The organism is Corynebacterium sp. UD i78, from assembly GCF_056280545.1.
On record NZ_JBWCED010000001.1, the window covers coordinates 832,100 to 855,731 of the forward strand.

The following is a 23,632-nucleotide window of genomic DNA, read 5'->3' on the forward strand; positions in this document are numbered from 1 at the left end:
ACATGGCCTTCGCAGCTGAACACCCCGTCCTCTCCGAATCCGAGTTCCGACCGGTCGGAGAGGTTGAACGTACCGACTCGTCCTTCGAGGTCATCAGTGAGTACGAACCCGCCGGTGACCAGCCGGCGGCGATCAAGGAACTCGATGAGCGGTTGAGCCGTGGCGAGCGGGACATCGTGCTCATGGGTGCCACCGGTACCGGCAAGTCCGCGACCGCGGCCTGGCTCATCGAGAAGCAGCAGCGTCCCACCCTGGTCATGGCGCCGAACAAGACACTGGCCGCTCAGCTGGCCAATGAGCTGCGCAGTCTGCTGCCGAACAACGCCGTCGAGTACTTCGTCAGCTACTACGACTACTACCAGCCTGAGGCGTACATCGCGCAGACGGACACCTACATCGAGAAGGACTCCTCGATCAATGACGACGTCGAGCGGCTGCGTCACTCGGCGACCTCGAACCTGCTGTCACGTCGGGACGTCGTGGTGGTCTCCTCGGTGTCCTGCATCTACGGCCTGGGCACCCCGCAGTCCTACCTGGACCGCTCCGTGGTCCTCAAGGTCGGGGAGGAGGTCGAGCGGGATCGGTTCCTCCGGTTGCTCGTCGACATCCAGTACGACCGCAACGACGTCTCCTTCACCCGTGGTGCCTTCCGCGTGAAGGGCGACACGGTCGATGTCATCCCCGCCTACGAGGAACTGGCGGTGAGGGTCGAGTTCTTCGGCGACGAGATCGACAGTCTCTTCTACATCCACCCGCTGACCGGTGACGTGATCCGGGAGGTCGAGGAGATCCGGATCTTCCCGGCCACCCACTACGTCGCCGGTCCGGAGCGCATGGAGAAGGCGATGGCCGACATCCGTGAGGAGCTGGAGCACCGGGTCGCCGACCTGGAGAACCGCGGCAAGCTGCTCGAGGCGCAGCGGCTGCGGATGCGCACCGAGTACGACCTGGAGATGATCCAGCAGGTCGGCTACTGTTCCGGCATCGAGAACTACTCCCGCCATATCGACCAGCGGGAGTCCGGGTCCGCCCCGGCGACGCTTATCGACTACTTCCCGGACGACTATCTCACTATCATCGACGAGTCCCACGTGACTGTGCCGCAGATCGGAGGCATGTTCGAAGGAGACATGTCGCGCAAGCGTAACCTGGTCGACTTCGGGTTCCGGTTGCCGAGTGCGCTCGACAACCGGCCGCTGACCTGGGAGGAGTTCGACGACCGTAAGGGCCAGTGCGTCTACATGTCGGCGACCCCGGGCGACTATGAGATCGCGGCGGCCGGCGGTGAGTTCGTCGAGCAGGTGATCCGCCCGACCGGTCTGGTCGACCCGAAGGTCGAGGTGCGCCCCACCGAGGGGCAGATCGACGACCTTATCGAGCAGATCCGGCAGCGTGTGGAGAGGAAGGAACGCGTCCTGGTCACGACCCTGACCAAGCGGATGGCCGAGGACCTCACCGACTACCTGCTGGAGCACGGGGTGAAGGTACGCTACATGCACTCGGACATCGACACGCTCAAGCGCGTGGAACTGCTGCGCCAGCTGCGGTTGGGGGAGTACGACGTCCTCGTCGGTATCAACCTGCTGCGTGAGGGCCTCGACCTGCCCGAGGTGTCGCTTGTGGCGATCCTCGACGCCGATAAGGAGGGCTTCCTCCGCTCGGAGCGCTCGCTGATCCAGACCATCGGCCGTGCCGCCCGCAACGTCTCCGGCGAGGTGATCATGTACGCGGACAAGATCACTGACTCGATGCAGTACGCCATCGACGAGACAGAACGACGCCGCGCCAAGCAGATCGCCTACAACACCGAGCACGGTATCGACCCGCAGCCGCTGCGGAAGAAGATCGCCGACATCCTCGACCAGGTCTACGAGAACCGTGGCGAGGACGGCCCGGCAGAGCCGGCAGCGTCGACCGGATTCGGCGCCGACGTGGACATCGCGGCCGGCCCGTCGGGGGTCTCGGCGGTCTCCGGACGCGACGCCGGCAACCTGGCGCGTCCCGAGCTCGAGAAACTCATCGCCGACCTCACCTCCCAGATGCAGGACGCCGCCCGGGCACTGAAGTTCGAGCTCGCGGGGCGTCTGCGCGACGAGATCGCGGACCTGAAAAAGGAGTTGCGTGGCATGGTCGAGGCAGGCCTGTGATGGGGTAACCTGGGCGCCATGAGCTACAGCACCATCGTTGTCGGCACCGACGGTTCAGAGTCCTCTCTTCTCGCTGTGCGGCGGGCGGCAGCGCTTGCCGCTGCGTTCGACGCCACGCTGGTCATCGGCTGCGCCTACTACGCTGACCAGGACGCCGCGGTCCAGGCGGTGCGGATGGACTCGAAGACGGTCGTCGGCGATTCCCCGGCCCAGCAGAACCTCGCGTCCGCGGTGACCGCGGCGCAGGAGGAGGGCTGCTCGACTGTCGAGACCGCCATCAAGGCAGGGTCTCCGGTGGAGGCTCTGATGGGGATCGTCACCGACGTGAAGGCGGACCTCCTCGTCGTCGGTAACCGGGGGATCAACTCGCTGACCGGGCGTCTGCTCGGTTCAGTGCCGGCGGACGTCGCCCGTCAGTCCGACTGCGACGTGATGATCGTCCACACGGTGTAGCCGGACCTTCCCTCCTTCTTTTCCGAACATTATGCATGCTGTAGCGCCCGCTACAGTGAGGGGATATTCGTCCTACCTGCATGTTTCTTGCAGGTGGACAGGGTTGAGAATGCACAATGTGGATGCATGATGTAGCCGGTCCGTTCCGTGTGGTTCAGGCATCGCTCCTGCCGAGCGCAGCGACGGCAGCGGCAGGATCATCGACCCACAACAGCACTTCGGTGATCTCTGCGGTGACCGGCTTTGCCGTGGCCACCGGTCCGGATCCGCCGCATCCACCCCCTCAGTCAACCGGATCTCCAGGTTGGTCCCGTTTCCGTTGCCGAGCACCAGGGTTCCGTCGTCGGTGATCGCGCGGTCTGTACGGTAGTTTCGATCCGCTGTGATGGCCGAGATGCTTTCCCGAGGAATGTCCGCAAGTGTTGTCCGCCCCTGACGTATCACCAGTGCCCGATCGCTGACGAAGGGCGGGTACACCTTCCGTCGGCCGAAAACGGACCACAACAGCAGCAGTGAGTAGACCGAGATCACGGTGACGACTACACGGACCAACGCCGAGGAGACAAGAAGCTCGACTGCGGTGATCTCGACGGCAGTGACCGCGGTCAGGGCTCCGGGGAGAAACCACAACCCCTGCGTGGCAGGAAGCGGGACTGCTCCGGGCGGGAACACTGACCTACCCCGGCACAACAGGACAAGATCGGTCCATAGCCGGAGTTCGCCCCGCAGCAGCCTTACACCGGGATGCCTGAGCAGAAGCGTCACGGGGTGAGCTCCGCCAGCAGTGCGGCAACGCCGCAGACTGTGCTCCAGTCACCGGGATGTCCGCTGGAGACAGGGGCAGGTCGCCCGGGCGGAGAGTTTCGGTGAGACCGGAGAAGACGCCGTCCCGTAGGCCGCGACGGCAGCGGGCGATGAGATCCGGCATGTCAGGATCGGCAGACGTGACGTCTCCGAGGAGGTGCCAGGCATGGTACCCCGCCAGAGAACTCTCCCTGGCCTGCGCGGACACCAGTGACGAGCGGAGAAGCGTCCAGGTGTCCGCCGTGGTCATGTCGGTGTCCACCATCAGTTGGAGCGCCCGGGTGTCGAGGTCCAGTAGAGCGACTACAGCGGGATCCTCCGGTTCCCTGCCCATTGTCCATTGCCGGAAATCAGTCAGCAGGTCGATGATGTCCGGTGGGATGGACCGGCCGCCGGTGAGCAGGGAGAGGATCCGCGACCGTTGCCGGTGAAGTTCCTCGATACGGGAGCCGACGGCGAGCAGGGCGTCCTGAAGTAGACCGCGGTGGTCGGTGATGCGGGCGACGGTGGTTGCTGGAATCCCCGCAGCTGTCAGCGTGGTCAGTCGGATGAGCCGGGCAACGTCATCGACCGTGTAGTCCCGGTACCCGTTGGGTGTCCGCTCCGGCTCCGGTAGCGCCCCTGTCCGGTGGTAGTTACGGACCACATTCGGGGGAGCATCCTGCTGTCGCAGCAGCCTCGCTGATCCGCATGCCACCATCGTGCACGTTGTCAGCATGACAAGGTCAAGCAGATGATCCCGCTCAGGCGAAGTAGTCGCTGACCTTGTCGGCGAGAAGCTCCGGCTCCACCAGCAGGACGCCGTGGGAGTAGCCGTCGACGGTGGCGAGCTCGCCACCCATGGCCCGGTGCATGTCCGGTGCACCGTCGGCGGAGACTGTCGCGTCCTGTGTGTAGCCGATGTTCAGCGGGGCGCGGTCCAGCGCCTCACCCGAGACTTCGGTCGGTGTCGTGGTGGCGGACCACCCGGAGCAGATCTCGCCGGAGGCGATGTTGTCCTCATTGGCGCGGATGAGGTCACCGCCGGTGAACTGGGTGAGCCACATCGAGGGTGCCAGGGAACGGTCCGGGGCATCGGTGTTCTCGTTGCAGATGATCGCCCGCTCGACGTAGCTCGCCTGTTCCGCCATCTTCTGCTGGGCCGCGATCTCCTCCTCGGTCGGTTCCGGAAGAGCATCGAGTTCCTCCGCGACCTGTGCCTCGGCCGCCTCCGGATCACTGAGCTGTTCGCCGAGCAGCGGCCAGAGGGTCTGGTCCCGGATTGCGGCCATGGAGAGGCTGAATCCGGAATTGACACCGTTGACGGCACTCTCATCACCGAGGAGCGCGCGACCGGTGTCGACCAGCGTGCCTGCCCGCCACTGCGCGTACACCAGGCCGTCGAGGAACCGGGTTCCGAGCTCACCGGGGAGAACCGCCGAGCCGGCGGGAAGGTCCGCGTCCTCCGCCGACGGCGGGGTCACCGGCATCTGGACGCCGTAGGGGCCGGTGATGACCTCGGCCCACCGCTGGTAGACCTGCAGTGGAGTGGTACCGAGATGGTACTCGTCATCTCGCTCGGCAAGCCAGGCGAACATCGCGTTGAGCCCGTCGATCCGGGCCTGCTTGCGTGCGGCGCCGAGACCGAACCAGCGCTGGTCCGGGGACGCCGACGAGTCCAGCAGGACGCGGTCGGTGTGCTCCGGGAACAGCGTGGCGTAGGTCGCCATCAGTGGCCCACCGTAGGAGACACCGTAGAGGTTCAGCCGGTCCTCGCCGAGTGCTTTGCGTGCCTCGTCAAGATCGCGGGCGGTGTTGTCGGTAGTGATGGTGGAAGTGTATCCGGGATCGGTGGACTCGCAGGCCGCGAGAATGTCGCCCGCTGTGCCGAACAGCGACTCCGTGGCCGGGCAGTCGAGCGGGGTTCCCCAGGCCAGACCGCGGGGTTCCACCGCCAGCAGGTCATAGTGCTCCCGGACATCGGCGGGCAGGGTGATGCGTCCTTCGGCTTCCGGGGTTCCGGCGTCGGTGGTGGCGAACATCCCCAGAGCATCGCCACCGGGACCGCCGGGGTTGCCGGCGATCGTGCCCTTACGCTCACCGGTGGCCGGGACACGGCTCATGGTCAGGGAGATAGTCGCACCGTCCGGATCGGAATAGTCGCGGGGGACCTCGATCTCGGCACACTCGGTCGGGGCTTCGGCGCCGGATCCGACCGGACAGGGACCCCAGTTCAGTGGTGTACCCTCACCTGCGGGATTAGCTCCGGCGGCACCGACCGGGACGACCAGGGCGGTGGAGAGGGAGGCGGTGAGCAGGATACGGAGTGAGGTCCGGGGCGGCACAGGTTTCCTTTCGGTCAGTTGTGCCGATCAGCCTAACATCTGCTGAGAATCGCCACGGAAGTTCATCGTCAAGGCAGGGGTCAGAGGTGCCACCCCGTGGCCTCCGCCCATCTCTCCGCCCGCGCCATGATCTCGGCGATCAGCGGCCCCTTGCGGTCGTTGTAGACGGCCATGTCCTCCCAGGTCCGCCCCGACAGGGACAGCTTCAGCTCGCCGTAAGCCTCGCGGTCGTCGATACTCTGCGGACCCGATTCCCGCAGCCAGTCACGGAACAGCGGATGCCGGCGTTCCCAGGCACTTCCTGAGTCGCAGACGTGAATGTGGACGTCCCTGTCCGGCGTCCGGAACATCACATGTCCGGGTTCGGAGACCCGCAGTTCGTATCCGGCATCGGTCAGCGGCGGCACGAACGCCGCGTGGTTATCGACGTCCTCCACACTGACATTGATGTCGATCACCGGTTTCGCGGCCAGTCCAGGTACGGAGGTGCTGCCGATATGCTCGACACGTGTTGCCGTGGTTCCCAGGGCCATGATGATCCGCCCGCGTTCCGCCGCGAAACGCCCGGGCCATGCCGGGTCATAGGGGACGACCTCGACATGTCGCGGCTGTCGGCCACCGATCAGTGATCCGTCCTGTTCCACAGGTCGGCGGTGCAGCTCCCGGACCACTGCGGCAAGTTCCTCGTCCGGTCCGTCGACGACAATGCCGGGGACCACATCCTGAACCTGGAGCGGGGCAACAGGAGAGGGGCGCACATACTCCGCGGGCCAAGACGCCAGCTGCGCCGAGGATGAGGCATAGACGATGCGGCCCAGTCCCGCCCAGCCATGGGCCGCCGCGCACATCGGGCAGTGCTCGCCCGAGGTGTAGACGGTGCAGACCGACCGCTCTTGCGGCGTCAGGTTCGCGACCGCCCATTCGGCGATGGTGAACTCCGGATGCAGCAACGGGTTGGAACCGGTGACCGTCCGGTTGCGGTCGGTGACGAGGGTTCGGTCATCGGCGGAGACCAGCACCGAACCGAAGGGGGCATCTCCGTCGTTCCACGCCCGGCGTGCCAGGTCCACGGCCAGGTTGAGGAAGACCCGGTCAAGGTGGGAGATACTCATGCAGTCCAGGCTAGTCGACGAACACAGGGGCCGGATCTCACCATGGAAGTTCATCGTCATGGACGAGGGTGAGCCCCTGGGTGGCACGGGTGACCGCCACATAGACGTCATTGAGCCCCTGCGGGGATGCCGCGACGAGCTCCGCAGGCTCCACCAGCACGACTTCGTCGAACTCGAGTCCCTTGGCGCCGTTGACGTCGGAGACCACGATCTCGCCGACGGAAGACGTCCGCTCAGCGAGGTCTCGCAGTGCCGGCAGCCGCTCCGGGGCGGCGATGAGGCCGGTGAGGCCCTCGCCGGCGGCCGTCGCCGCCTGTGTCACGGCGTCCTCCAGATCGGCGAGATCGCCCTCGCGCACGCCGGTACCGGTCTCGCGCAGGCTGGAAGGAACCTGCTGGTCCGGGGCGACCTCTGCCTGGATTGCCGAGGCGATCTCGGCGATGTCCGCCGGTGTGCGGTAGTTCACGGTGAGTTCGTGGAGCTTCCACCGGTCCTTGACGAAAGGGGAGAGGGCGTCCGACCAGGATTCCACCCCGGCCGGGCTGCCGGTCTGCGCCGGATCGCCGACCAGGGTCATCCACCGGTTCGGGGCACGGCGGAAGACCATCCGCCAGGCCATCTCCGAGAGCTCCTGTGCCTCGTCGACGATGACGTGGCCGAAGGCCCAGGTGCGGTCCGCGGCGGCCCGCTCGGCGGTGGACATGGTCTCCCGGACACGCTGACGCTCGGCGAGTTGTTCGGCGTCGATGACGTCGTAGGCCATGAGGATCTCGGCGTCCGTCCCGTCATCGAGGTCCTGGTACGCGGAGCCGGTGAGGATGTCGAGTGCCTCCTGCGCCTCGGCGACCTGGGCCTGCCACTTCTTCTGCTCTTCGGCCTCGGCTTCCTCGACGCCGACGACCCCGAGGATCTCGGCGAGCTCGTCGAGCAGTGGGGCGTCTGCCTCGGTCCAGTCGTCAGGCTCGACTGATCCGTCAGTGCGCAGTAGCGCCCGGCGGGTGAGATCGTCGTAGTCGGACGCCGCGGAGTCCACGGCCTCGCGGGAACCGTAGAGCCCGGCGAGAACCTCCTCGGGGGTCAGCGTCGGCCAGAATCCGTCGAGGGCTTCGAGGACCTGGTCCTCACTGCCGAGATCCTCGCGCAGCTGGGCGCGGTCGGCGGCGGACAGCAGGTTCTCCCCGCCGAGCGGGTCGGCACCGATCTTGTCCGCCATGGCGTCCCGCAGCCGGTCGAGGGCGCTGGCGAAGAACCGTTCCCGGGCCTGGTTGTGCGGACGCCGAGACCGGCGTGCGGTGGTCCGGGCGCCCTTCACCATCGCCGGAGTGAGGTTGATGGTCACTCCGTCGACAAGGAACGTCGCTGGACTGTCCGGGACAGTCTGCAGGTCGCGGACGGCGTTGCTGAGGATGTCCACCATCTCCGAGGACCCCTTGACCTCCTGTGACAGCAGCGGCTCGGCGCTCATCGGGCGGGTGGTGATGCCGGGGTAGAGTGTGCCCGGCGTCGCCAGTACCACACCGGTCTCACCGAGACTCGGCAGGACCTGGGAGATGTAGTCGAGAAAGCGGGGGTTGGGTCCGACGATGAGGACGCCGGTCCGCTCCAGCTGTTCGCGCCAGGTGTAGAGGAGGTACGCGGTGCGGTGGAGGGCGACGGCCGTCTTGCCGGTGCCCGGACCGCCCTGGACGACGGTGACGCCGCGGTGGTTCTCGCGGATGATCCGGTCCTGTTCCGCGACGATGGTGTCGACGATGTCGGTCATGTGCCGCGACCGGGCCCGGTTCACCGCATACAGCAGTGCGCCCTCCTGGGCGACGGAACCCTCACCGCCGTCGGCGGTGTCACCGGTGTAGGAGTCGTCTCCGCTGAGCCGTTCATCGGCAGCCGCGGTGACGGCGCGTCCTGACGTCCGGATGTGGCGCCGGGTGTGCACGCCCTCCGGGTGCAGGGTGGTGGCGAGGTAGAAGGGGCGGGCCAGCGGTGCGCGCCAGTCCATGAGAAGCGTCCGCATCTCGTCGTCGTCGGCGTGCAGGCCGATGCGTCCGATGTAGCGGCGGTCCAGGGTGGAACCGTCGCCGCCGGGGCCGTGGTCGGTGACAGGGTTCTCCGGGTCGGCGTCCTCCACGTCGATACGACCGAAAAACAGGCCGATCTCGGCGGCGGAGTACTCGGCGAGGCGCTGGGAGATCTCGTAGGTCTCGTGGTCGCGTTCGAGCAGGGCCTGTGGATGGTCGATGTCCGCCGTGAGCCGCTGGACCGCGCGGGCCCGGGCGGTGAGTCGTTCGCGGGCGGCATCGACATGGGCGAGCAGCTCGTCGAGCCGGAGCTGCTCCTCGGCGACGGCGGGAAGGGGAGAGTCGGAGTTGTCGGTCATGATCTCCAGGTCTGAGTATGAGTGGGTTGCTCTCACCAGCCCCGGTCGCGCCAGGTGTCCAGTGCGGGACGCTCGGCACCGAGGGTGGTGTCATCGCCGTGGCCGGGGTGGACCACGGTGGAGTCGGGGTAGCGGAAGCAGCGCGCGGTCACGTCATCGAGAAGACGGGTGAAGTCCTCCGGAGTGGCGGTGTTGCCCACCCCGCCGGGGAAGAGACTGTCCCCGGTGAACAGATGGGTCGGGCCGTCGTCGGTGGGTAGGGCCAGGGCCAGTCCGCCCGGTGTGTGCCCGCGCAACAGGACGACCAGCATACCCAGTTCGGCGAGTGCGGGCGATGCCGGGTCGAGCAGTTCGCCGGCGTCCCCTTCCGGTGAACGGTCGTCGCCCCAGGTCCGGTCCGCGGCGGCCGGAAGATCCGGGGCGTCCGGACCCGGGGCGTGGTGGCGGGCACCGGTCGCGGCGAGAACCTCGGCCAGGGCCCGGACATGGTCGTGGTGCTGATGGGTGGTCAGCACGTCGGTGACCCGCACGCCCAGTCCTCCTGCGAGAGTCAGGAGGTGTTCCGCGTCATCTGCGGCGTCGATGAGCAGTGCGTCCCCGCCGGTGGCGATGAGGTAGCAGTCGTTGTCCATGTCCCCGACGGTGGTCTTCACCACCGTCAGGGGACGCCCGGCGCCGGTGGTGGTGATGCTGCGGGCGTCGCGCGGGGCGTCGAGGTGGCTGAATGTGCCGTCTGCTCCGGTGCCGGTGGTGTCCTGGGGAGTGATCATGGCCCCACCCTAGTGACGTGCGGGGCACGGTGCCGTTGTCGATTACGCGTTCGAGAAAAACCCGTAGACTGACGTAGACTGCAGGCTGACTGCACGACCCTGCACCACACTGCACTGACCGAGAAGAATCCAGGAGTTCACCGGTGGCTGAGATCCTCACCGTGCGCGGAGCCCGCGAACACAACCTCAAGGGGGTGGACATTGACCTGCCCCGCGACCGGATGATCGTCTTCACCGGACTGTCCGGATCCGGCAAGTCCTCCCTCGCCTTCGACACCATCTTCGCGGAGGGACAGCGGCGCTATGTCGAATCACTGTCCTCCTACGCCCGCCAGTTCCTCGGCCAGATGGACAAGCCGGACGTAGAACTCATCGAAGGTCTGTCGCCGGCGGTGTCCATCGACCAGAAGTCGACGAACCGGAACCCGCGGTCGACCGTGGGCACGATCACCGAGATCCACGACTACCTGCGTCTGCTGTTCGCCCGTACCGGTATCGCGCACTGCCCCGAGTGCGGGGCACGTATCGAACGCCAGACGCCGCAGCAGATCGTCGACCAGGTCCTCGACATGGAGGAGGGCCTGAAGTTCCAGGTTCTCGCTCCGGTGGTGCGCACCCGCAAGGGTGAGTTCGTCGACCTCTTCGAGGATCTCGCCGCCCAGGGCTACGCCCGTGTCCTCGTCGACGGTGAGGCCTACCGTCTCACTGATCCGCCCCAGCTGGAGAAGCAGGTCAAGCACGACATCGACGTCATCGTCGACCGACTGCAGGTCAAGCTCTCCCAGAAACAACGACTCACCGAGTCCGTGGAGACCGCCCTCGGCCTGGCTGACGGTCGTGTGGTGCTCGACTTCGTCAGCCTCGACGACGGTGACCCCGACCGTCGCCGCCGCTTCTCCGAGAACATGGCCTGCCCCAACGGCCATGCCCTGGCCATCGACGAGCTGGAGCCGCGCAGCTTCTCCTTCAACAGTCCCTACGGTGCCTGCCCGTCCTGCGACGGTCTCGGTACAAAGCTCGAGGTTGACGAGGCACTGATCATCCCGGACGAGGACGCCCCGCTCGTCGGTGCGATCGCGCCCTGGGCGTCCAGCCCGAACCACCGCTACTTCGACAAGCTGCTCACCGCACTGGCGGAGAACCTCGGCATCGAGCCCGACACCCGCTGGTCGGAGTTGACGAAGAAGGAGCGCAAGGCGGTGCTCGACGGGCACCCCGAGGAGATCACCGTCCGGTACCGCAACCGCTACGGTCGGTCGCGCCAGTACTCCGCGCCGTTCGAGGGCGTCCTGCACTACCTGCACCGCAAGATCGACCAGGCGGAGAGCGACAACCAGAAGGAGCGCTACCTCGGCTACATGCGTGAGGTGCCGTGCCCGGCCTGTGGTGGTACCCGCCTGCGTCCGGAGATTCTCCAGGTGACCGTCGACTCCGAATCAGGGGAGAAGTCCATCGCCGACGTCTCCGCGATGAGTATCGAGGACGCCAGCAGCTTCCTCGACAGTCTCACCCTCAGTTCCCGTGACGAGATGATCGCCGGACGCGTCCTCAAGGAGATCCAGGCGCGTCTGCGGTTCCTCATCGACGTCGGTCTGAACTACCTGTCGATGTCCCGGGCGGCCGGCACCCTGTCCGGCGGCGAGGCGCAGCGTATCCGGCTGGCGACCCAGATCGGGTCGGGACTGGCCGGCGTCCTCTACGTCCTCGACGAGCCGTCGATCGGCCTGCACCAGCGTGACAACACCCGCCTCATCGCCACCCTCAAGCATCTGAGGGACATCGGTAACACCCTCATCGTCGTCGAGCACGACGAGGAGACGATCCGGACCGCCGACTGGCTCGTGGACATCGGCCCCCGGGCCGGCGAGTTCGGTGGTCACGTCGTCTACCAGGGTGAGCCGGAGGGCATTCTCGACTGTGCCGAGTCCATCACCGGTCAGTACCTGTCCGGGCAGCGGATTCTCGCCGTTCCTGACCAGCGACGTGAGGTGGACACCGACCGGGTCATCACCGTCCACGGTGCCACCGAGAACAACCTGAAGAACGTCACCGTCGACTTCCCGCTGGGTGTTCTGACCTGTGTCACCGGTGTCTCCGGCTCCGGCAAGTCCAGCCTCGTCAACGGGATCCTCGCCCAGGTGCTGGCCAACCAGCTCAACGGTGCCCGCCAGGTGCCCGGCCACCACCGTAAGGTCACCGGACTTGACCAACTGGACAAGCTGGTGCGCGTGGACCAGAGTCCGATCGGCAGGACGCCGCGCTCGAACCCGGCGACGTACACCGGTGTCTTCGACAAGATCCGCAACCTCTTCGCCGAGACCGCCGAGGCCAAGGTCCGCGGCTACAAGGCCGGCCGGTTCAGCTTCAACGTCAAGGGCGGACGCTGCGAGGCCTGCCACGGTGACGGCACGCTGAAGATCGAGATGAACTTCCTGCCGGACGTCTACGTCCCCTGCGAGGTCTGCCAGGGTGCCCGGTACAACCGGGAGACCCTGGAGGTCCACTACAAGGGGAAGTCCATCGCCGAGGTCCTCGACATGCCGATCAGCGAGGCTGCGGAGTTCTTCGGCCCGGTCACCTCGATCTCCCGCTATCTCGACACCCTGGTCGATGTCGGGTTGGGATACGTGCGGCTCGGTCAGGCGGCGACGACGCTGTCCGGTGGTGAGGCGCAGCGCGTGAAGCTGGCCAGTGAGCTGCAGAAGCGGTCCAACGGTCGGACGGTCTACATCCTCGACGAGCCGACCACCGGTCTGCACTTCGAGGACATCCGCAAGCTCATGCTGGTCATCCAGGGACTCGTGGACAAGGGCAACACAGTCCTGGTCATCGAGCACAACCTGGACGTCATCAAAGCCGCGGACTGGATCATCGACATGGGTCCGGAGGGTGGTGCCGGTGGCGGCACCGTCGTGGCAGAGGGCCCGCCGGAGCAGGTGGCCCGTGTCGAGGCCTCCCACACCGGCCGGTATCTCAGCGAGCTGGTCTAGTTGGTTCTGCTGCCGCGGTCGCGGAGCGCGGCGCAGGCCAGGAGGATCAGTCCGCAGATGATGAATGCCGCGACCTGGATCAGTCCGTCCAGGGCAGCCAGGTCGTAGAGCACGAGCTTCGCCGTGGCGAGCAGTGCGATCCCCAGACCGATGGCGGCGTCCACCCGGAGCAGGAAGAAGACTCCGACCGACATCCAGAGCACCGACACAATGAGATGCCCGGTCATGAAGGAGTTGCCGGTGTCGGTGATGTCGCGGGCGAGCAGCGGGATCGCGGACGTCCCGAGAACCAGCAGGACCCCACCGGTGACGGTCTTTCCCGGGAGACTGAGTCGCAGGGCGTCCTTACGGTACAGGACCAGCAGTCCGACGACCAGCAGGAGCAGCGGGGGCAGCCACAGCGGTCGGGCGTCCATGCCGATCTCACGGTTCCAGGCGGGGCCGAGGAGATGGAGGCACGCCAGGACGGTGAATCCGCCGAAGAGCCAGGGGACCACCGGGGGAAGAACCGGGGAGAACCACACCAGCGCGCCGGCGAGAACCACCACCGCACACAGCCACCAGGTCCAGTCGGAGCGCGTGTACATGCTGGTCATGACGAGGCCGAGGGTGGTCACTCCGGTCGCGAGGGTCGCACGCATCGCGTCGGCGGCGGACGTGGGGAGGACAGGACGCGGTACCGGAAGCACGGGGTGGCCGGGCGGTCCCTGCCGGACCGGCGGCATGTTCGGCGGTACCTGCGGGCGGGGCGGCAGGGCGAGAGTCCCGTCGGTCAGGATCTGCCATGCCACCGGCACGGCGCACGTCACCAGGCCGATGCCCAGTGCGCACCAGTGGGCGGAGGTGATCGCGGTGTCGTCGAAGTAGCCGGGCCAGGTGGTGGTGTTGAGGAGGGTCAGAGCAGGCAGCAGGACCGCGGGGGCCCACCGGGCCAGAATGCCGGTGACCGTGGCTGAGGTGGACGAAGGCGCGACCGGGAACAGACCGAGCCAGGTGAGGACAATGACGGCGGCCAGAGAAGCTGTGGTCAGCGTCACCGCGGCATCCCCGTCCGGGACGAGACCGACACCGCTGAGGAAGACAAGTGCGGCCGCGATGTCCACGGGAAGCCAGTACCGGCCGGCCGTCGACGCCCAGCCGATGATGCCGAGGGTGAGCAGGCACGCGGCCTCGACGGTCGGGGAGCGGTCGTCCCAGACCAGCCAGAGTGTGGCCGGTGCCAGGAACAGTCCGCCGGTGACCATGAGGACGAAAGCGAGCCAGACCTGGTCCCACCACCGGGCGATCCCCAGTCCGAGGGCGCAGGTCAGCCCGATGAGGACCGCGCCGACCCAGGGGTCGATCCACTCCAGTCCGAAGACGGTGACCCAGATGTCCGCGAGCAGACCGAGGACGGCGACGGTGAGCAGTGCCGGGGCGACCGGGCCGTCCGGCGATTTCCGCTGTGCCACCAGGGAGTAGGCGCCGCCCGTCAGACAGATCGCGGCGGCCAGGATGACGGCGACTTCGGCGCCCAACCAGTTGTGCTCGACGGCATGGACGGTGAGGAAGATGAGGCCCAGGATGAGGATCGCCGCGCCGAGCCAGGAGATGACGGTGGTGACGGTGTCGCGTGAGCTGCCGGGCCGGGGCGGAGGGGGGCCGTAGCCCGGAGGTGGGCCCATGTAGACAGGGGGAGGCCCGTAACCGGGCGGAGGGCCGCCGTATCCCGGGGGTGGGCCGTACCCCGGAGGTGCGGTGCCGACGGGTGGTGCGGGCCGGGCAGCTTCACCCCATTCCGGACGCGCGGTAGGGGTCCGGTTGACTGGAGGCGTGGTGCCAGGGGTTGGTCGGCTTCCCGACGTCCCCCCGGACTCATGATGAGTGCTCATGACATGAAGCTACATGAGGGCAACCACCCCCGGGTAGGCCTGTATTCCGGGGGAGTGGACGCTGCCGTTGAGCGCGGTTTGGACTTCGGCACTGCAGGTGTTAGCATCGGATCCACTACCGCCCGTCGACCTGACGGGCTGCAAGTGGAGTATCTCCCACCTGGAACCGCTCACGAGTTGGGTCCGGGTCACGAAAGTCCGTTCTCCGACGGTGTCTGTGGTGGACATGTGCGGAGGACGGTTTTCATGCGGTGCAAGCGCGCCGTGGGGGATCCATGGGGACGGACACCGTCCGCACACACTCGCAGTACGCGGTACACGTTTCTACCACTGCTACTGAGGAGTTCTCATCAGCGCTCAAGCTCGCATCAACGACCGGATTCGCGTTCCCGAGGTCCGGCTCGTCGGCCCGGGTGGCGAACAGGTCGGCATCGTCCGCATCGACGATGCACGCAAGCTGGCCTATGACGCCGACCTCGACCTCGTTGAGGTCGCCCCGAACGCCAAGCCGCCCGTGTGCAAGATCATGGACTACGGCAAGTTCAAGTACGAACAGGACCAGAAGGCCCGTGAGGCCCGCAAGAACCAGCAGCAGACCGTGGTCAAGGAGCAGAAGTTCCGCCCGAAGATCAGTGACAACGACTACGAGACCAAAAAGGGTAACGTCGTCCGGTTCCTGGAGAAGGGTTCCAAGGTCAAGGTGACCATCATGTTCCGTGGCCGGGAGCAGTCCCGCCCGGAACTCGGTTTCCGGCTGCTGGAGCGTCTGGCGGATGACGTCCAGGAGTACGGCGTCGTCGAGACCCGAGCGAAGCAGGACGGACGCAACATGACGATGGTGCTGGGCCCGGTCCGCAAGGGCAAGAAGTAGCCTTCCGCCACGCCACCCGTGCCCACCGGCACGGGAGCAACGAGAATTTAAGGATCCACGATGAAGCAGAAGACCCACAAGGGCACCGCCAAGCGCATCAAGGTCACCGGTTCCGGCAAGCTCCGTCGCGAGCAGGCCAACCGCCGCCACCTCCTCGAGGGAAAGCCCTCCACCCGCACCCGTCGCCTGAAGGGCACCACCGAGGTGTCCGCTGACGACACCAAGCGCATCAAGCGCCTCCTCGGCAAGGCCTAAAGAGCGCCTGCACCCCCTGAAACCGACAACCGTCAACTAAGTAACAAAGGACGTCAATCATGGCACGTGTCAAGCGCTCTGTGAACGCGAAGAAGAAGCGCCGCGAAATCCTCAACGAGGCTTCCGGCTACCGGGGTCAGCGCTCCCGCCTGTACCGCAAGGCCAAGGAGCAGGTCCTCCACTCGAAGACCTACGCCTTCCGCGACCGCCGCGCCCGCAAGGGTGAGTTCCGCAAGCTCTGGATCCAGCGCATCAACGCCGCTGCCCGGGCCAACGACATCACCTACAACCGTCTGATCCAGGGCCTGCGTCTCGCCGGTATCGAGGTCGACCGCAAGAACCTCGCCGAGATCGCCGTCTCCGATCCGGCCGCGTTCACCGCTCTCGTCGAGGCTGCCAAGGCCGCCCTCCCCGAGGATGTCAACGCCCCGGTCGCCAAGTAGGCGACCGACGCACTGCGCCGGCCCAGGCCACCGCGCACCCATGCTGACCGCACCACCCGGTACACACCGGGAGGTGCGGTTTTCGTATGTGAAGGCCGCGCCGCGCCCTCACCAGTGGTCCCGATACACTGGCTCCATGACTGACGCCCCCGTTCCTCCCGTCTCCTCGCCGCTGTCCGCCAACTGGCGCAGCCGGATGGGCGACGAACCCTTCACCGAACGCACCCCCCGGATCGTCAACGCCGCCAAGCTCCACCGCGCCGCCGTGCGACGCAAGGCCGGCCGTTTCCTCGCCGAAGGATCCAACGCGGTGATGTCCGCCCTGCGTCACGGAAACGTCGTCGACGTCTTCCTCACCGAGGACGCCCTCGACTCCTTCGGCCGTGAGCTCGACGCTCTCACCGGGGACGACACCCGTGGTGTCCATGTCAGCCTGATCACCGACCGCGCCGCGCACGCCCTCAGTGAGTCCGTCACCTCGACCGGCCTCTTCGCACTGTGCACCTCCCAGCTCACTGACCTGGACGGCGTCCTCGCGTCCGCGGGGCCGGATACCCCGCGCGTCCTCGCGGTACCGGTGGAGACCGCCGAGCCCGGCAATGCCGGAGCCCTCATCCGTGTCGCGGACGCCACGGGTGCCGCCGGCGTCATCTTCGCGGGGGAGACCGTCGACCCGCAGGGCGGGAAGGCCGTGCGCTCGTCAGCGGGATCGGTGTTCCACCTGCCTGTCACCCGGCACACCAGCATCCCCGAGGTTGTCGAGCGACTCCACGAGCAGGGATACCTCGTGCTGGCGACCTCCGGGGACGGCGACGTCTCCCTCGACGAGGCGTCCGTGGCGCCGGCGGGGGAGACACCCTTGCTCGGGCAGCGCGTCGCCTGGCTGTTCGGCAACGAGGCCCACGGTCTCGGTGACTGGCAGGACCTCGCCGATGTACGGGTCTCGATCCCGATGCAGGGGCTGGCGGAGTCCTTCAACCTGGTGACTGCGGCGGCGGTGTGCCTCTACGAGACCGCGCGGGTCGCCCGGGTGTGATAACTGCAGCGCAGTATTGCTAAGATGATCAACCGGCTATTGACGATTTTCCGATGATTTCCACGAGTGTGAGGTGCAGCAGGTGGCTGACGGGGTAGACATGAGCGAAGCGGGCCTGACCGCTGCGGCAGAAGCTGCGGAACAGGCTTTCGCCGCGGCGACGGACCTGGACCAGCTCCCGGAGCTGCGCCGCGCCCACCTGGGGGATGACGCCCCGATCCCGGCCGCCCGACGAGGCCTCGGCAGCCTGCCGAAGGACCAGCGCAAGGACGCCGGCCGGATCGTGAACCAGGCCAGGGGCCGGGTCGAGAAGGCCTTCAACCTCACGAAGACCCGCCTGGAGGAGAAGCGCAACGCCGAGGTGCTCGCCGCCGAGCGTATCGACGTGACGATGCCCGCCACCCGGGGTCAGCGTGGTGGCCAGCACCCGATCACCATCCTCACCGAGCAGATCGCCGACATCTTCGTCGGCATGGGCTGGGAGATCGCCGAGGGGCCCGAGATCGAGGCGGAGTACTTCAACTTCGACGCCCTCAACTTCCTCCCGGACCACCCGGCCCGCACCCTGCAGGACACCTTCCACATCGGACCCGAGGGATCGACGCAGGTCATGCGCACCCACACCTCTCCGGTGCAGGTCCGCACCATGCTCTCACGCGATGTGCCGATCTACATCGCCTGCCCGGGCCGTGTCTTCCGCACCGACGAGCTCGACGCCACCCACACCCCGGTCTTCCACCAGGTCGAGGGTCTCGCCGTCGACAAGGGGCTGACCATGGCACACCTCAAGGGCACGCTGGACCACCTCGCCCGTGTCCTGTTCGGTGAGGACGCCAGGACCCGCATCCGCCCGAACTACTTCCCCTTCACCGAACCGTCGGCTGAGGTCGACGTCTGGTTCCCGGACAAGAAGGGCGGAGCCGGCTGGATCGAGTGGGGCGGCTGTGGCATGGTCAACCCCAACGTCCTGACCGCTGCCGGCATCGATCCGGAGGTCTACTCGGGCTTCGCCTTCGGCATGGGCATCGAGCGCACCCTGCAGTTCCGCAACGGTCTGCCGGACATGCGCGACATGGTGGAGGGCGACGTCCGCTTCACCGAGCCCTTCGGCATCCGCGGCTGACCCACCGTCGCGTCACTGCGTAGACATCAACCTCCTGACCTCTTCACCCCAAGGAACCGAGTACCACCCATGCTGATCTCCCAGGACTGGCTCACCCGCCTTCTCCGGACCTCCAACGCCTCCTTCTCCGTCACCAGCGAGGAGATGGACGCCGGATTCGTCCGCGTCGGCTTCGAGACCGAAGGCTACGAGCACATCGCCGAATCCACCGGTGCCATCGTCTTCGGACGCGTCGAGAGCTTCGAGGAACTCGAAGGTTTCAAGAAGCCGATCCGCTACTGCGAGGTCAACGTCGGCGACGCCAACGGGTCCGGCGAGCCGCAGCACATCATCTGCGGTGCCCGGAACTTCCGTCAGGGGGACATCGTCATCGTCTCCCTGCCCGGGGCTGTGCTGCCCGGTGGTTTCGAGATCGCCGCCCGAAAGACCTACGGCAAGGTCTCCGAAGGCATGATGTGCTCCGCTGCAGAGCTCGGCCTGGCGTCCGTCCAGACCGCCGGCATCATCGCCCTGCGCGGTAAGGAGGCAGAGGACCCCCGCATCGTCATCGGTGAGGACGCCCGTGAGTTCCTCGGCCTCGACGACACCGTCTTCGAGGTCAACGTCACCCCGGACCGCGGCTACGCCCTGTCCGCCCGTGGCCTGGCCCGGGAGCTCGCGGCGTCCTTCGGCCTGTCCTTCCGTGACCCGGCGACCGACCCGGCCGCCGCGGCCCTGGCGACCGACCTGCTGGCCGGCCTGCCGTCCGCCGGTGACGCCTCGGACCTGCCCGCCATCACCGTCGATCCGGAGACCAAGGCGTCCCGCTTCGGTATCCGTCGTGTCTCGGGCATCGACCCGACCGTCGAGTCCCCGTACTGGATGCAGCGTGAGCTGCTGCTGGCCGGTCAGCGTCCGGTCAACGCCGCCACCGACGTCACCAACTACGTCATGTTCCTGCTCGGCCAGCCGATGCACGCCTTCGACGCCGGGAAGATCACCGGTGACCTGCATGTGCACCTCGCCACCGAGGGGGAGAAGCTCACCACCCTCGACGGCGTCGAGCGCACCCTGTCCGGTGAAGACGTCGTCATCTCCGATGCCACGGGCATCCAGTCCATGGCGGGTGTCATGGGCGGCTCCACTTCGGAGATCTCCGCAGAGACCACCGACGTCTACTTCGAAGCCGCGCACTTCGACCAGATCACCGTGGCCCGCACCTCCCGCCGTCACAAGCTCTCCTCCGAGGCGTCCCGGCGCTTTGAGCGTGGCGCCGATCCGGCCGCCATCGAGGCCGCCCTCGACTTCGCTGTCGCCCTGCTGACCCGGATCGCCGGCGGCACCGTGGTGCCGGGTGTGTCGATCGTCGGCGAGGTCCCTGCCATGCCGACCATCGCCATGCACACCTCCGCCCCGGGCCGGATGGCCGGCACGATCTACCCCTCGGGTACCACGGTCGGACGCCTCACCGAGGTCGGCTGCAAGGTCACTCCGACCGGTGAGCGTGACGCCAACGGTGCAATGGCCATCGAGGTCGTCCCGCCGACCTGGCGTCCGGACCTCACCATCCCCGCTGAGCTCGTCGAGGAGGTTCTGCGTCTCGAAGGACTCGACAAGATTCCCTCGGTCATCCCGAATGCCCCGGCCGGCCGCGGTCTGACTCCGCGCCAGCGGATGCGCCGCTCCGTCGGCCACGCCCTGGCGTGGAACGGCTGGCTCGAGATTCTGCCGAGCCCGTTCATCCCCAACGACACCTTCGACGTGTGGGGGCTGGACGCCTCTGACCCGCGTCGGTCCGCCATCCGGGTGCTGAACCCGCTGGAGAGCGACGTCGCGACCATCGGGACGACGCTGCTGCCGTCGATGATCGACTCTCTGCGTCGCAACATCACCCGTGGCCAGAAGGACCTCGGACTCTTCGGTGTCGAGCAGGTCACCCTGCCGACCGGGGTGTCCGGGACCTCCCCGATGCCCTCGACTGCCGGTCGACCCTCCGATGAGGAGGTCACAGAGCTGCTGGCGTCCCTGCCTGACCAGCCGTTGCACGTCGCCGTCATCGCCGCCGGTGACCGGGAGCTCCAGGGCACCCGGGGTCCGGCCCGGCCGTACACCGCCGCCGACGCCTTCGAGGCCGTCCGTGTCATCGCCCGGGCCGCTGGTGTCGAGGTCACGCTGCGCAATGCGGAGTACCTGCCGTGGCACCCGGGCCGGTGTGCCGAGGTTCTCGCCGTGGTCGACGGTGGCGAGGTCGTCGTCGGCCACGCCGGTGAGCTGCACCCGCAGGTCTGTGAGCGCGCCGACCTGCCGAAGCGGACCATCGCCGTGGAGGTCAACCTCGACGGTCTGCCGTTGGCGGAGTCCTTCCCCCGCCCGGTGCTGTCCCCGTTCCCGGCTCTGTACCAGGATGTCGCCGTGGTCGTCGACGAGACCACCCCGGCCGCCGATGTCGAGGCCGCGCTGGTCTCAGGTGCCGGTGAGCTGCTCGAGGCGATCCGTCTGTTCGACGAGTACCACGCCGAGGCGCTGGGCGAGGGCAAGCGGTCGCTGACCTACTCCCTCCGGTTCCGTGCCACCGACCGGACCCTCACCGAGGACGAGGCGTCCGAAGCCCGAGAGGCCGCTGTCGCCGCCGCCGCCTCGACGGTCGGGGCCACGCTGCGCGCGTAGGCTCTGCGCTTTCTGCGAGGACGCCGCCCGGACTGTTCTGGTCCGGGCGGCGTCTGATTTCCGTCGGGCGTTAGCAGCATTGCATAAAAACCACTTTCATGCATAACTTGCGGAGCGCGGTGGGGCAGGGCATACTGGTCCAATGATCTCGATCGCAGTGGCAGGTGCCAGTGGATACGCCGGGGGAGAAGCCCTCCGCCTCCTCCTGAACCATCCCGGACACAACCGGGACTTCACCATCGGTGCCCTCACCGGCGCCTCCAACGCCGGGCAGCGCTTCGGGGACCTCGTCCCGGGCCTGCCGCAGCTCGCTGACCGCACCGTCGAAGACACCACCGAAGAGGTGCTCGCAGGCCACGATGTCGCGATCCTCGGCCTGCCCCACGGCGTCTCCTCCTCCCTTGACCTGGGGGACACCATCGTCCTCGACTGCGGGGCCGACCGGCGTCTGACCAGTCGGGACGACTGGGACGCCTACTACGGCGGCGGGTGGCCCGGCAGCTGGCCCTACGGTATCCCGGAGCTTCCCGGGAACCGCGACATCCTGAAGAAGACCACCGGCGTCGCCGTCCCGGGGTGTTTCCCCACCGGCGCCACTCTCGCTCTGCTCCCGGCCATGCACGCCGGACTCATGGACCCGAAGGTCTCCGTGGTCTCCGTTACCGGCGTCACCGGAGCGGGCAAGAAGGCCGCCGTGCCGATGCTCGGTGGTGAGACCATGGATAACCTGCGGGCCTACAAGGTCGCCACCCACCGGCACACTCCGGAGATGGCGCAGAACATCCGCCGCGTCCTGCCCGACGGACACCCCGGTGACGTCCACGTGACCTTCACCCCGGTCCTCGCCCCGCTGCGGCGGGGGATCCTCACCACCGTCACCGCTGACGCCCGAGGTACTGCGGCGGAGATCCGCGGGGCCTACGAGGACTACTGCGCCGACGAACCCTTCCTCCATCTGCTGCCCGAGGGTGAGCAACCGGAGGTCAAGAGCGTGGCCGGGACCAACATGTGCCACCTCCAGGTCACTGTCGCCGACGGCGTCGTCGTCGCCACCAGTGCCATCGACAACCTCACCAAGGGCACAGCGGGAGCAGCCGTGCAGTGCCTCAACATCATCCAGGGCTGGGACGAGACCGCCGGCCTACCCATGGCCGGTCTGTAGACCGCCGACCCCCACACACGCGCTCTGAACACACACGAGAAGAGAACACCCATGACCGAGAACACGACCGGTGTGACCGCAGCCGCCGGTTTCCGGGCCGCCGCCACCACCGCAGGCATCAAGCCCTCCGGCAACCCCGACCTCGCCCTCGTCGTCAACGACGGCCCCGAGTTCACCGCCGCCGCCCTTTTCACCCGTAACCAGGTCTTCGCCGCCCCGGTCAAGTACACCCGGGAGAACAACGACGGCACTTTCCACGCCGTCATCCTCAACTCCGGCAACGCCAACGCCTGCAACGGCGTCCGGGGGGAGAAGGACGCCGAAGCCACCGCCGCCGCCGTCGGTGACGCCCTCGGGATCCCCGCCGGCGAGGTTGCCGTGTGCTCCACCGGTCTCATCGGCGACACCCTCCCGATGGACAAGGTGCTCGCCGGTGTCGCCACCGTGGCTGATGAGGTGCAGCAGGAGGCGGCGTCCTCTCCGGAGGCGGGCCTCGCCGCCGCCACCGCGATCATGACCACCGACACCGTCGCCAAGCAGGCCGTCTACCACGGCGAGGGCTGGTCTCTCGGCGGCATGGCCAAGGGCGTGGGCATGATGGCCCCGTCGCTGGCCACCATGCTTGTGGTGCTCACCACCGACGCCCACGTCGATGATCCGGCGCCGTACCTCAGGTCGTCGGCCGAGGTCTCCTTCGACTGCATCGACATCGACGGCTCGACCTCCACCAATGACACCGTGATTCTCATGGCCAACGGCGCGTCCGGCGTCACCCCGTCCGAGGAGGAGCTCTCCACCGCCGTACACGCCGTGTGCATGGACCTCGCCAAGCAGCTCCAGGCGGACGCCGAGGGCGTCACCAAGCGTGTCGCCATCACCGTCACCGGCACGGAGACCGACGCGGACGCCAAGGTCGCGGCCCGGATCCTCGGCCGCGACAGCCTGTTCAAGTGCGCCATGTTCGGCTCCGACCCGAACTGGGGACGCACCCTCGCCGCCGTCGGCATGGCGCCGGTGACCATGGTCGCCGACAGGATCTCGGTGAGCTTCAACGGCCAGCCGGTGTGCGTCAACGCCACCGGTGCCCCCGGCGCCCGCGACGTCGACCTGTCGGGGGAGGACATCGACGTCCTCGTCGACCTCGGCACAGGTGGGCCGGGCACCGCGACCGTCTGGACCACGGACCTGTCCCACGACTACGTCCACATCAACTCCGCGTACAGCTCCTAGGAAAGGCAGCCACCCCGTGAC

General features: G+C 67.3%; 17 protein-coding genes and 1 pseudogene. 11 read left to right on the forward strand and 7 right to left on the reverse strand.

Annotation, left to right across the window (positions count from 1 at the left end):
- Positions 1-2: 2 nt before the first annotated feature.
- Complete coding sequence (uvrB, locus tag ACZ9GM_RS03960) at positions 3-2,147, forward strand: excinuclease ABC subunit UvrB (RefSeq protein ID WP_476037314.1); 2,145 nt, start codon at positions 3-5, stop codon at positions 2,145-2,147.
- Between the two features lie 18 nt (positions 2,148-2,165).
- Complete coding sequence (locus ACZ9GM_RS03965) at positions 2,166-2,600, forward strand: universal stress protein (protein ID WP_291474564.1); 435 nt, start codon at positions 2,166-2,168, stop codon at positions 2,598-2,600.
- 676 nt (positions 2,601-3,276) lie between these two features.
- On the opposite strand, the gene ACZ9GM_RS03970 is transcribed toward ACZ9GM_RS03965, so the two are convergent.
- From ACZ9GM_RS03970 to ACZ9GM_RS03995, 6 genes and pseudogenes are all read right to left on the reverse strand, one after another.
- A complete protein-coding gene (locus tag ACZ9GM_RS03970; RefSeq protein ID WP_476037315.1) occupies positions 3,277-4,050 on the reverse strand; it encodes a helix-turn-helix domain-containing protein in 774 nt (257 codons plus the stop codon).
- A gap of 97 nt (positions 4,051-4,147) precedes the next feature.
- Positions 4,148-5,728 carry an alpha/beta fold hydrolase gene (locus ACZ9GM_RS03975; RefSeq protein WP_476037316.1) on the reverse strand — a complete coding sequence of 527 codons (1,581 nt, stop codon included), beginning with the start codon at positions 5,726-5,728 and terminating at the stop codon, positions 4,148-4,150.
- Positions 5,729-5,808: 80 nt separating this feature from the next.
- Positions 5,809-6,399: a GrpB family protein gene (locus tag ACZ9GM_RS03980; protein ID WP_476038310.1), complete on the reverse strand. Its 591-nt coding sequence runs from the start codon at positions 6,397-6,399 to the stop codon at positions 5,809-5,811.
- A pseudogene (locus ACZ9GM_RS03985) lies at positions 6,376-6,840 on the reverse strand (nucleoside deaminase); the annotation flags it as partial. The gene ACZ9GM_RS03980 and the pseudogene ACZ9GM_RS03985, both read right to left, overlap by 24 nt.
- Before the next feature lie 37 nt (positions 6,841-6,877).
- Positions 6,878-9,214, reverse strand: a complete 2,337-nt coding sequence (locus ACZ9GM_RS03990) for a HelD family protein (RefSeq protein WP_476037317.1) — start codon at positions 9,212-9,214, stop codon at positions 6,878-6,880.
- 32 nt (positions 9,215-9,246) lie between these two features.
- Positions 9,247-9,984 carry an MBL fold metallo-hydrolase gene (locus ACZ9GM_RS03995; RefSeq protein WP_476037318.1) on the reverse strand — a complete coding sequence of 246 codons (738 nt, stop codon included), beginning with the start codon at positions 9,982-9,984 and terminating at the stop codon, positions 9,247-9,249.
- Positions 9,985-10,127: 143 nt separating this feature from the next.
- On the opposite strand from ACZ9GM_RS03995, the gene uvrA reads away from it, so the two are divergent.
- Positions 10,128-12,974, forward strand: coding sequence for an excinuclease ABC subunit UvrA (gene uvrA, locus ACZ9GM_RS04000; protein ID WP_476037319.1), 2,847 nt, complete (start codon positions 10,128-10,130; stop codon positions 12,972-12,974).
- Here uvrA and ACZ9GM_RS04005 read toward each other — a convergent pair.
- Positions 12,971-14,638, reverse strand: a complete 1,668-nt coding sequence (locus ACZ9GM_RS04005) for a hypothetical protein (RefSeq protein ID WP_476037320.1) — start codon at positions 14,636-14,638, stop codon at positions 12,971-12,973. The two genes, uvrA and ACZ9GM_RS04005, sit on opposite strands and share 4 nt — an antisense overlap.
- A 556-nt stretch (positions 14,639-15,194) precedes the next feature.
- Between ACZ9GM_RS04005 and infC the strand changes: the two genes are divergently transcribed.
- The 8 genes from infC to argJ all read left to right on the forward strand — a co-directional run bounded on the left by infC (position 15,195) and on the right by argJ (position 23,611).
- The gene (infC, locus tag ACZ9GM_RS04010; protein ID WP_073883590.1) at positions 15,195-15,716 is read left to right on the forward strand and encodes a translation initiation factor IF-3; all 522 of its coding nucleotides are present in this window, start codon (positions 15,195-15,197) and stop codon (positions 15,714-15,716) included.
- A 60-nt stretch (positions 15,717-15,776) separates the two neighbouring features.
- Positions 15,777-15,971 (forward strand): 50S ribosomal protein L35, encoded by a 195-nt coding sequence (rpmI, locus tag ACZ9GM_RS04015; RefSeq protein WP_020441022.1) that lies wholly within the window; start codon positions 15,777-15,779, stop codon positions 15,969-15,971.
- Between the two features lie 59 nt (positions 15,972-16,030).
- A complete protein-coding gene (gene rplT / locus ACZ9GM_RS04020; RefSeq protein ID WP_014009787.1) occupies positions 16,031-16,414 on the forward strand; it encodes a 50S ribosomal protein L20 in 384 nt (127 codons plus the stop codon).
- A gap of 136 nt (positions 16,415-16,550) precedes the next feature.
- Positions 16,551-17,450 (forward strand): TrmH family RNA methyltransferase, encoded by a 900-nt coding sequence (locus tag ACZ9GM_RS04025; protein ID WP_291474003.1) that lies wholly within the window; start codon positions 16,551-16,553, stop codon positions 17,448-17,450.
- Positions 17,451-17,550: 100 nt separating this feature from the next.
- Positions 17,551-18,573, forward strand: coding sequence for a phenylalanine--tRNA ligase subunit alpha (pheS, locus tag ACZ9GM_RS04030; protein WP_291474002.1), 1,023 nt, complete (start codon positions 17,551-17,553; stop codon positions 18,571-18,573).
- A 69-nt stretch (positions 18,574-18,642) separates the two neighbouring features.
- Positions 18,643-21,219, forward strand: coding sequence for a phenylalanine--tRNA ligase subunit beta (pheT, locus tag ACZ9GM_RS04035; RefSeq protein ID WP_476037321.1), 2,577 nt, complete (start codon positions 18,643-18,645; stop codon positions 21,217-21,219).
- Positions 21,220-21,361: 142 nt separating this feature from the next.
- Positions 21,362-22,381, forward strand: coding sequence for an N-acetyl-gamma-glutamyl-phosphate reductase (gene argC, locus ACZ9GM_RS04040; RefSeq protein WP_476037322.1), 1,020 nt, complete (start codon positions 21,362-21,364; stop codon positions 22,379-22,381).
- A gap of 51 nt (positions 22,382-22,432) precedes the next feature.
- A complete protein-coding gene (gene argJ / locus ACZ9GM_RS04045; RefSeq protein WP_476037323.1) occupies positions 22,433-23,611 on the forward strand; it encodes a bifunctional glutamate N-acetyltransferase/amino-acid acetyltransferase ArgJ in 1,179 nt (392 codons plus the stop codon).
- Positions 23,612-23,632: the final 21 nt, after the last annotated feature.